The following is a 9,400-nucleotide window of genomic DNA, read 5'->3' on the forward strand; positions in this document are numbered from 1 at the left end:
TTTCCAAGTGCTGCCGTCGGGGTAGTCGACCTGGGTGATCAGGGTGGTCAAGTGATGGTACTGGTACTTGATCTTGCGTCCGAGCGGGTCGGTTTCTTCCAGCAATCGTGCGTATTCGTCGTACTTGAGCTTGACGACATTGCCATCTGGCAGGGTGAGGCCAGTCATGTTGCCGGTGTCGTCGATCTCGATAACGTAGTGCTCGCCACCGAAGTCGCGGCTGGAGGTGACGCGGTGATCGCTGTTGTAGTGGATCTCGGCTTCACGCCCCAGTACGTCGGTGATCCAGGTGGTGCGGGCGTTGAGGTCGTAGCGAAAATGGAAATGCTCGCCATCGCTGGTCCAGTGTTCCACCACGCGGGGCCGCTCACCGATGGTTTCCCAGCGGTAATTACACGTCAGACCCAGAGCGTTGCTGTGGCTGGCCATGACGCCGTCGACGTAGCTGAAACGTCGGACCGAATCGCTGTTGCGATTGATCACCTCGATGAGTTGGCCATTGTCGTCGTAGCGATACTGCACCAGTGTCTCGACGGCCTGGTTGTCCACCACGCGTCTGACATCGGTCAGGCGACCCAGCGGATTGTCGTAATGCAGGTGCACCCGCACGCCGCCGGTGGCACTGATGTCAGTGAGCGCGCCTTCGGCGGTGCGGGTGAAATGCAGGAAGTGGCCCAGCGCATTTTCGATGCGTTGCAGCGGCACGGAGAGATTGTCGTCCGCGACTTCGCCGAAGTAGAAAAAGGTGTTGTCGAGGGTTTGCAGCAGGTAGTGGCCGCCTTCGGTGCAGACCAGATAGACCTGCTCGTGGGGATTGTAGATGCGCTCGCCGGGTTGGATGTCTACGAAGGGCACCGTGCGACCTTGATTATCGGTCAGGTAAACGAAGCTGCCACCGCGGCGCAAACTTTGTTCCCAAGGCAACACCCAACCCTTGCCGAGCACACTGTCGACGGTCAGGTCGCTGGCGTAGAAGCGTGACCAGTCGATGGGCATCAGGCCTGGGAGGCTGAAATCGGTTTCGTCTGGAATGACCTTGCGGCCGGTGGTGGCGTCGACAGGGTTGCCGATCAGGCCGCCCACTGCACGCTCGATGGCCGGCCCTACGACGTAGCGACTGGCGACTTCACCGGCGACGAAGCCGGCGGTGAATTTCAACACGCAGGGCATGACGGCTTTCATGCCAGCCTGGGTTCCGGCCTTGATCAGTTGGGCGATACCGCCTGCTGCGCCTGCAATGGCCATCAGGACATCGACCGTGGTCCGCAGCCAGCCTGGAATCTCGTCGTCTACCGGCAGGTAGCGGTGGGTACCACCACCAATGAACACGTTGCCGGAGCCGCTGGAAATCGTTGCACCGCAGGTGATCTTGTCACCCTTGCGAGCTGCCGCAGTGCCGTTGATGAAAACGTTGGTCGAGCCTTCAGCGACTTGTACAGGCCCAGGATGCTTGTCGCAGGCACCGATGCTTTTTTCGACATGGGCAGCCTTGCGACTATTGATGAAGACATTCGCCGATGCGAGGACGATGGTCCCGGAGGGCGATGAAAAACGACTGCCTATCGCCTCCCCCATGGAGGTCAGCAGGCTACCTCCGACGCCTGCGACCAAACCCGCCAACAGTGCCACACCAAACCCACAGGTGAAGGTCGCGATCGCGACCGTGGCAACCAATGCAATCCCAAGCGCTGCCCCGATCAGGAACCCACCCAGGGCACTGGTGTGGGCGATTTCATCACCAAACCTTGCGGCTTCGAACATGACCGTTACTCCTGTTCGCTGGAGTCGGTCTTGTTTACGCCGGGCTGGCGAGGCTGAAAGCTCGCCAGCAGGTCCACCCAGTTCTGGTTCTGCTCACTGCTGAAGTCAGCCTGGGCGGTGGTCGAAAAAATGATCGCGCGTCCTGGCTCGATCAAAAACGCGGCCTGGCGCTGATAGAAAGGACGGCCATCGGTCATGTAATACGCATCGATCTGCACGCCGTCGATCGGTGCCGAGGTCGACAACGCGACGGCTTTTTTGCCCAGCAACGTGTAGCCACGCAGTTTGGACGCGAGCATCTTGATCTGGCGCTCGACATAGGCCTTGAGCGCCTCACCGGGAAGCAACGTGTCCCGGGAAATGGTGATGCTCAGCGGCGCCGGAATGCTCGCCCCCAGCACAAACATGTTTACGGTGCGGTCCTGGAAACCCTGTGGCAACGCGATGCTGCCTTCCTGCAATTCATAATCCATGTGATGTAAATTCCTTGACTCAAAATGGTATTCAGCGGGCCGCGAGGCCTTCGAGCATGCCGTCGAAATCAACCCGCCAGAGACTGAGCGCGGGCCTGGCCACAACTCGAAGTTGTAAGCAAGGGGCAGAACTTCAGTCCCTTGAAGGACTCAAGCAACAATTGCTGTTCGGGGTTGGCGAAATTCTTGAATTTGGATAGCGCCGATTCTGCGGGGAAAGCATTGCAGCCAGGTCCATCAACATGTGTATCTCCTTGAAAACAGTGAAAAGCTGCCGACCTTTCTCAACCACTGCGCATAACTGTCGCTACGCATCGAAACAGGTGAACAACTCGCCGCTTATGAATTCAACTTGAGGCGACACGAATTAATCCGAGTTTTTCTGTAAGAAACATCCTACAAAATAGCCTTCGTTTTCATCGATTCGTTTAAACACCCAAATGAAATACTGACGCGTCATCATGCGCCTGAAACAGTGACCGCAAGACCGTATGAAAGTACCACCAGCCGACAAAACATTTTAGAAATTTGTCACGCTTTTTCAGGCATCACTGGATCTCGAGCGCGCAAAGGAGACACCTAGGCCATGCACTGTGCCAACCCCCCCAACCGTAGTGTATCGGGACATTTTATTGCACTTTGAACTCAATTCTGGGCAATTCCTGCAAAATAATTAGAAGCCGCAGAATTGTACACAAACTGGCATTGAACCTCTTTCGTGAAGAACGCAGATAACAATAACGTAAACTCCAGAACGGTTTCAGGATTCATCAGCGAGTTTGGTATGGGAATGACATGACAAAAACTCAAATCTTATTTAGTGCCTATTTCACTCAAAGAAATTTTCACAGCGGTTACCACTTTAAAAATGCCGGATCTGAATGAGACGATATGTCGTGACAGATCGTTGGATGGCGCCGATCTTTTCAAAAAACCCTGTTGTTCTGGGTACATTTTTACTGACTACTCATACGAAGAAGTAACCTATTAAAATGCGTTCCCCCTGTGGAAGCAGGCTTGCTCGCGAAGAGGCCCGTCAGATCGCCGCCAATGCCTTGGCCAACCGCTTGCCACGCGCCACGCTCCCCAACTCCATCACCGCCCGATCCCGCAGCCACATCGCCGCCCACTCTGGCGAGCCCGAAGCCAGCGCCTGATCGATCTCATCCTTCAACGCCTCGAACTGCGCAAACAACCCACCGAGCAACACATGCCCCGCCTGACTTCCCGGCGCCTGCCGGCTGACCTCCGCGCAGCCGGCCAGCAGCGCCAGCAATCGCAGTTGCAGGGGCTGCGGCCAGTCGCACTCCTGGCCCACGCCATACAGCCACGCCGTCATCGCGCTGAGCACATAGATGTCCTCCAGCGTCCGAAACGGTTTCACGTAGGCATCCCAACCATCCCCCGCCAGCAACTCACAGGCTGCGTTATCCAGAAACAACCGGCCATGGCTGACGTCAGGCATCAACGGGATCGCCGGCAATTTTTCCACCCGCACACCCGGTTCATCCGGATAGACCACCGCCAGGCTCAAGCGCGGGTCCTCGCCGGGTTGCTCGCAGCGGGCGGCCACCAACAGCCAGTCGGCCGCGTCCCCCGCCGTGACGAAATCTTTCTGCCCGCTCAGGCGCAGATCCCGCAGACGGGTCTGCATGTCGGCCGGTCGCAGGCTGCGTTGTTCAGTGGCGCACAGCGCGCCAAGGCTGGCCGGCGCGCTCGGCCAGAGCATGCGCAGCGCCGCCTGGTAGCCCACCAGAAACGCCAGCCCCGGCGTGGCCATCAAGCGCCCGCCGGCCACCGCCAGCTCAAAGGGCGAAACGTGACCCAGCTGTTGCAGAAGTGTCGCAAAGCCCTCGCCCAGGTCTGGGTCGGCGGGCAAGCGATCGCGGCGATTCAACAGGGTTTGCCAGGGCATGGAGGGCTCCTTGAAGGCTGTCATATAAGCATCACCAAAGCTTAACGGCGATGACACCGGGGCTACATAGCCTGACTTTGCACAACAAGGCTGGATAAAGAAAGTCGATCCGCTGTAACCCAAAGACGGGTGAGCAGCCCGCACGGAGAATCGCCATGACTCAGATCGCCCGCATCAGCGACACCGGCACCGAACGCCGCCTGCAAGCCGAACGCCTGGTGGGCGCCGAGGCCCTGCAGGAAGCCCAGGCCTTGCGTTTCAACGTATTCAGCGGCGAATTCAACGCCAAGTTGAAAGGCGCGGAGCTGGGTCTGGACATGGACGACTATGACGTTCACTGCGCCCACATCGGCGTGCGCGACCTGAACACCGGGCGCCTGGTGGCGACCACCCGCCTGCTCGACCACACGGCCGCCAGCAGCCTGGGCAAGTTCTACAGTGAAGAAGAATTCAGCCTGCATGGCCTGGTTCACCTCAAAGGCCCGATCCTGGAAATCGGCCGCACCTGTGTCGACCCGGCGTACCGCAACGGCGGCACCATCGCCGTGCTCTGGGGCGAACTGGCCGAAGTGCTGAACCAGGGCGGCTACAGCTACCTGATGGGTTGCGCGAGCATCCCGATGCAGGACGGCGGCATCCAGGCCCACGCGATCATGCAGCGTCTGCGCGAACGTTATCTTTGCACCGAACACCTGCGGGCCGAGCCGAAAAAGCCGCTGCCTGTGCTGGATATTCCGTCCAACGTCATCGCCGAAATGCCGCCCCTGCTCAAGGCCTATATGCGCCTGGGCGCGAAGATCTGCGGCGAGCCGTGCTGGGACGAAGATTTCCAGGTGGCCGACGTGTTCATCCTGCTCAAGCGCGACGAACTGTGCCCGCGTTACGCCAAGCACTTCAAGGCGGCGGTGTAATGAGCCGGCTGCGCGTGTATGCACGCATTGCACGAGTATTGTTAGTAGTCGCGCTCGGCCTGACCATGGCCAGCGTGTTCGGTGTGTTCGAGCGCCTGGGCCTGGCCCACTCGATGGAGCGCCGGCAACGCTGGTCGCGGTTCTTCATGGCGCGGCTGAGCAACGCCCTGCCCTTCCAGGTGACGGTGCACGGCGAACTGCCGAAAGCGCCGATGCTGTGGGTCAGCAACCACGTGTCATGGACCGACATCCCGCTGCTGGGCATGCTCACGCCGCTGTCGTTCCTGTCCAAGGCCGAAGTGCGGACCTGGCCGGTGGCCGGCTGGTTGGCGGCCAAGGCCGGCAGCCTGTTCATCCGTCGTGGCTCGGGCGACAGCCAGTTGATCCGCAAACAGATGACCCGTCACCTGCAACAGGCCCACCCGCTGCTGATGTTCCCCGAAGGCACCACCACCGATGGCCGCTCCCTGCGCACCTTTCACGGACGCCTGTTGTCGGCGGCGATCGATTCCGAAGTGAAGTTGCAGCCGGTGGCGATTCGTTATCTGCGCAATGGCGAACTGGATACCTTGGCGCCGTTCATTGGTGACGATGATTTGCTCTCGCACCTGATGCGCCTGTTTGCCAATGACCGCGGAGAGGTGGAGATTCATCTGCTCAAGCCGATTGCCTGCGAGGGTCGCGAGCGTGCGGCGCTGGCGTTCGAGGCACAGCAGGCGGTGCAGAAGGCGTTGTTCGGAACGGTTCCGCAGAAACAGCAAGCCCCGATGCGCCCCGCTATCGCGGCCTGACACATCCCCTGTAGGAGCGAGCTCGCTCGCGATGGCCGTGAACAATGACGATGGGCGCCTGACACCCCATGGCGCTCTTTAATCCATCGCGAGCGAGCTCGCTCCTACAGTGATTCATGTTGCCGGATGGTTCTGCGCAAAATCCTGAAGCTGCGGATAGAACAACCGAAAATCCTCGCTCAACGGCTCGTACAACACCCGTAACTCCTGCATCGCACTCGCCAGTTCCTCCGGCCGGGTCAGACGCCGAGAAATCCCCCGCAACACCTGCTCCAACACTTCAAAGTCTTGATAAGACCCCAACCAGTCATTGGCCACCATGTGCGGCGCGATCCTCGCCAGGCGCTCCGGCAACTGCGGTTCACTGGACAGCACCCGGTACACATCCGAGGTGAAGTTCGCCAGCGGACGATCGGCATACAGCGTCCAGTCCCGCGCCAGGCAATGGTCGAAAAACACGTCGAGGACGATCCCGGCGTAGCGCCGGCGCGTGAGGGAAAAACGTGACAACGAGGCATCCACCAACGGGTGGCGATCGGTGAACACGTCGATGCTGCGGTGCAGCTGGATGGCCGTTTCGATCTCCGGCTCGAACTGCCCTTGCAGCCGCCCTTTGACGAAGTCGCCATACAGACTGCCGAGCAATTGACCGGGGCGCTGGCCACCGAGGTGAAGATGGGCGAGATAGTTCATGGGCGCAGCTTAGCACTGCGCCCCGGTCACGTTACACCTGATGTATCGTTATAACCCGATATAGCGATTTATACGGTCATCAGACCGAAATCATATTTGTCTATCGCGAAATAACGATATAAATTTCGCCCCATCGCGATATAGCGTTTTACACATCACGAGTCCCGATCATGAACCTTGACCTCGACGAAATAATAAAAGCCCTGGCGCACCCAGTCCGCAGGGACATCCTGCACTGGCTCAAAGACCCGGACGTCGAATTCCCCGATCAGCTCCACCACAACGAACACGGCGTTTGCGCCGGGCAGATCGATCAACGTTGTGGTTTGTCGCAATCCACGGTTTCCGCTCACCTGGCGACCCTGCAACGCGCCGGCCTGGTCAGCAGCCGCAAAGTCGGCCAATGGCACTTCTTCAAACGCAATGAGGAAACCATCCAGGCATTCCTCAAAGTCTTCAGCAAAGAGCTCTGACCCTTAACGTCAGCCAGCCAAAAGGAATGAATCAATGCCCCTCTCGCTACTCATACTGGCCTTGAGCGCCTTCGCCATCGGCACCACCGAGTTCGTCATCATGGGCCTGCTGCCCAACGTGGCGGCGGACCTGGGTGTGTCGATCCCCGGTGCCGGCTGGCTGGTGACCGGTTACGCCCTGGGCGTGGCCATCGGTGCGCCGTTCATGGCACTGGCCACCTCCCGGCTGCCGCGCAAGGCCGCCTTGGTGGCGTTGATGGGCATTTTCATCGTCGGCAACCTGCTGTGCGCGGTGGCCAGTGACTACAGCGTGCTGATGTTCGCCCGGGTCGTGACCGCCCTGTGTCACGGTGCCTTCTTCGGCATCGGTTCGGTGGTCGCGGCAGGCCTGGTGCCCGCCAACAAGCGTGCTTCAGCCGTGGCCCTGATGTTCACGGGGCTGACCCTGGCCAACGTCCTCGGCGTGCCGCTGGGCACCGCCCTCGGTCAACAGGCCGGCTGGCGTTCGACCTTCTGGGCCGTGACCGTGATCGGCGTGGTGGCGCTGATCGGCCTGATCCGCTTCCTGCCGGCCAAGCGCGATGAAGAGAAACTCGACATGCGCGCCGAACTGCGTGCCCTCAAAGGCGCCGGTATCTGGTTGTCGCTGAGCATGACCGCACTGTTCGCCGCATCGGTGTTCACCCTCTTCACCTATGTCGCGCCGCTGCTGGGCGAAGTCACCGGCGTCTCGCCCCGTGGCGTGACCTGGACCCTGATGCTCATCGGCCTGGGCCTGACAGTCGGCAACATCATCGGTGGCAAACTGGCTGACAAAGGCCTGGCGGCGACGCTGATCGGCGTGTTCATCGCCATGGCGGTGGTCTCCACGGTGCTGACCTGGACCAGCGTGGCGCTGATCCCCACCGAAATCACCCTGTTCCTGTGGGCCACCGCCTGTTTCGCCGCGGTGCCTGCCCTGCAGGTCAATGTGGTGACCTACGGCAAGGCCGCGCCGAACCTGGTCTCGACCCTGAACATCGGCGCGTTCAACGTGGGCAATGCCCTGGGCGCCTGGGTCGGCGGCAGCGTCATCGCCCATGGCTTCGGCCTGACCAGCGTGCCACTGGCCGCAGCGGCACTGGCGGTACTCGCCCTGCTGCTGACCCTGATCACTTTCCGTCAGAGCGGTAATCCCGAGCTGGCTCCTGCGACTAACTGATACCTCACGAGGGCTATTGAATGACGACTATTTTCGATCCGATCAAACTGGGCGACGTTGAGTTGGCCAACCGCATCATCATGGCGCCGCTGACCCGCTGCCGCGCCGACGAAGGTCGAGTGCCCAACGCGCTGATGGCCGAGTACTACGTACAGCGCGCCTCGGCCGGCCTGATCCTCAGCGAAGCCACCTCGGTCACCCCGATGGGCGTCGGCTACCCGGACACCCCCGGCATCTGGTCCAACGACCAGGTACGCGGCTGGACCAACGTCACCAAGGCGATCCACGGCGCTGGCGGCAAGATCTTCCTGCAACTGTGGCACGTGGGCCGTGTGTCCCATGAGTCGTACCTGAACGGCGAAAAACCGGTCGCACCGAGCGCCATTCAGCCTAAGGGGCACGTCAGCCTGGTTCGCCCACTGTCGGACTACCCGACCCCGCGCGCCCTGGAAACTGCTGAAATCGCCGACATCATCGACGCCTACCGCGTCGGCGCCGAAAACGCCAAGGCCGCCGGTTTCGACGGCGTGGAAATCCACGGCGCCAACGGCTACCTGCTCGACCAGTTCCTGCAAACCAGCACCAACCAGCGCACCGACCAGTACGGCGGCTCCGTGGAAAACCGCGCACGCCTGCTGCTGGAAGTGACCGACGCCGCCATCGAAGTCTGGGGCGCCGGCCGCGTCGGCGTACACCTGGCCCCCCGCGCCGACGCCCACGACATGGGTGACGACAACCTGGCCGAAACCTTCACCTACGTCGCTCGCGAACTGGGCAAGCGTGGCATCGCCTTCATCTGCTCCCGCGAAAAAGAAGCCGACGACAGCCTCGGTCCACAAATCAAGGAAGCCTTCGGCGGCCCGTACATCGTCAACGAACGCTTCACCAAAGACAGCGCCAACGCCCAACTGGCCGCTGGCAAGGCCGATGCCGTGGCCTTCGGTATCCCGTTCATCGCCAACCCGGACCTGCCGGCGCGCTTGAAGACGGATGCCCCGCTGAACGAGCCGCGTCCGGAACTGTTCTACGCCAAGGGCCCGGTCGGCTACATCGACTACCCGACACTGTAAGCGTCAACGGCCCCCTGTAGGAGCGAGCATGCTCGCGATGAACGTCAACGATAACGCGGGCTACCTGAATGCCCGCGTTGCCCTGGCGTTTTTCGCGAGCAAGCTCGCTCCT

General features: G+C 60.7%; 9 protein-coding genes and 1 pseudogene. 5 read left to right on the forward strand and 5 right to left on the reverse strand.

Annotated features, from left to right (window positions below; genetic code table 11):
• The 4 genes and pseudogenes from B0W55_RS27315 to B0W55_RS27325 form a co-directional block, all read right to left on the reverse strand.
• Window positions 1-1,761 (reverse strand): DUF6531 domain-containing protein (locus B0W55_RS27315; RefSeq protein ID WP_175645577.1); only part of this gene is annotated, 1,761 nt, incomplete at its 3' end.
• Between the two features lie 5 nt (window positions 1,762-1,766).
• Window positions 1,767-2,234 (reverse strand): DcrB-related protein, encoded by a 468-nt coding sequence (locus B0W55_RS27320; RefSeq protein WP_077049019.1) that lies wholly within the window; start codon window positions 2,232-2,234, stop codon window positions 1,767-1,769.
• Between the two features lie 102 nt (window positions 2,235-2,336).
• Window positions 2,337-2,478, reverse strand: a pseudogene (locus B0W55_RS31325) (Rhs element Vgr protein); the annotation flags it as partial.
• Window positions 2,479-3,270: 792 nt separating this feature from the next.
• On the reverse strand, window positions 3,271-4,149 hold the full coding sequence (locus tag B0W55_RS27325) for an acyl-CoA dehydrogenase family protein (protein WP_077049020.1): 879 nt from the start codon (window positions 4,147-4,149) through the stop codon (window positions 3,271-3,273).
• A 155-nt stretch (window positions 4,150-4,304) separates the two neighbouring features.
• On the opposite strand from B0W55_RS27325, the gene olsB reads away from it, so the two are divergent.
• Together olsB and B0W55_RS27335 are read left to right on the forward strand one after the other, a co-directional pair.
• A complete protein-coding gene (gene olsB, locus B0W55_RS27330) occupies window positions 4,305-5,060 on the forward strand; it encodes an L-ornithine N(alpha)-acyltransferase (RefSeq protein ID WP_077049021.1) in 756 nt (251 codons plus the stop codon).
• The gene (locus B0W55_RS27335) at window positions 5,060-5,851 is read left to right on the forward strand and encodes a 1-acyl-sn-glycerol-3-phosphate acyltransferase (RefSeq protein ID WP_077049022.1); all 792 of its coding nucleotides are present in this window, start codon (window positions 5,060-5,062) and stop codon (window positions 5,849-5,851) included. The genes olsB and B0W55_RS27335 overlap by 1 nt, the downstream gene beginning before the upstream one ends.
• 114 nt (window positions 5,852-5,965) lie before the next feature.
• Here the strand turns inward: B0W55_RS27335 and B0W55_RS27340 are convergent, their stop codons facing one another.
• A complete protein-coding gene (locus B0W55_RS27340; protein WP_077049023.1) occupies window positions 5,966-6,544 on the reverse strand; it encodes an ACP phosphodiesterase in 579 nt (192 codons plus the stop codon).
• 170 nt (window positions 6,545-6,714) lie between these two features.
• On the opposite strand from B0W55_RS27340, the gene B0W55_RS27345 reads away from it, so the two are divergent.
• From B0W55_RS27345 to B0W55_RS27355, 3 genes are read left to right on the forward strand one after another with little or no spacing between them, the layout of a single operon-like run.
• Window positions 6,715-7,017, forward strand: coding sequence for a helix-turn-helix transcriptional regulator (locus B0W55_RS27345; RefSeq protein ID WP_077049024.1), 303 nt, complete (start codon window positions 6,715-6,717; stop codon window positions 7,015-7,017).
• A 34-nt stretch (window positions 7,018-7,051) separates the two neighbouring features.
• Complete coding sequence (locus B0W55_RS27350) at window positions 7,052-8,218, forward strand: MFS transporter (protein ID WP_077049025.1); 1,167 nt, start codon at window positions 7,052-7,054, stop codon at window positions 8,216-8,218.
• Between the two features lie 20 nt (window positions 8,219-8,238).
• A complete protein-coding gene (locus B0W55_RS27355) occupies window positions 8,239-9,288 on the forward strand; it encodes an alkene reductase (RefSeq protein ID WP_077049026.1) in 1,050 nt (349 codons plus the stop codon).
• Window positions 9,289-9,400: the final 112 nt, after the last annotated feature.

This window comes from Pseudomonas sp. KK4, assembly GCF_001984065.1.
GTDB lineage: Bacteria > Pseudomonadota > Gammaproteobacteria > Pseudomonadales > Pseudomonadaceae > Aquipseudomonas.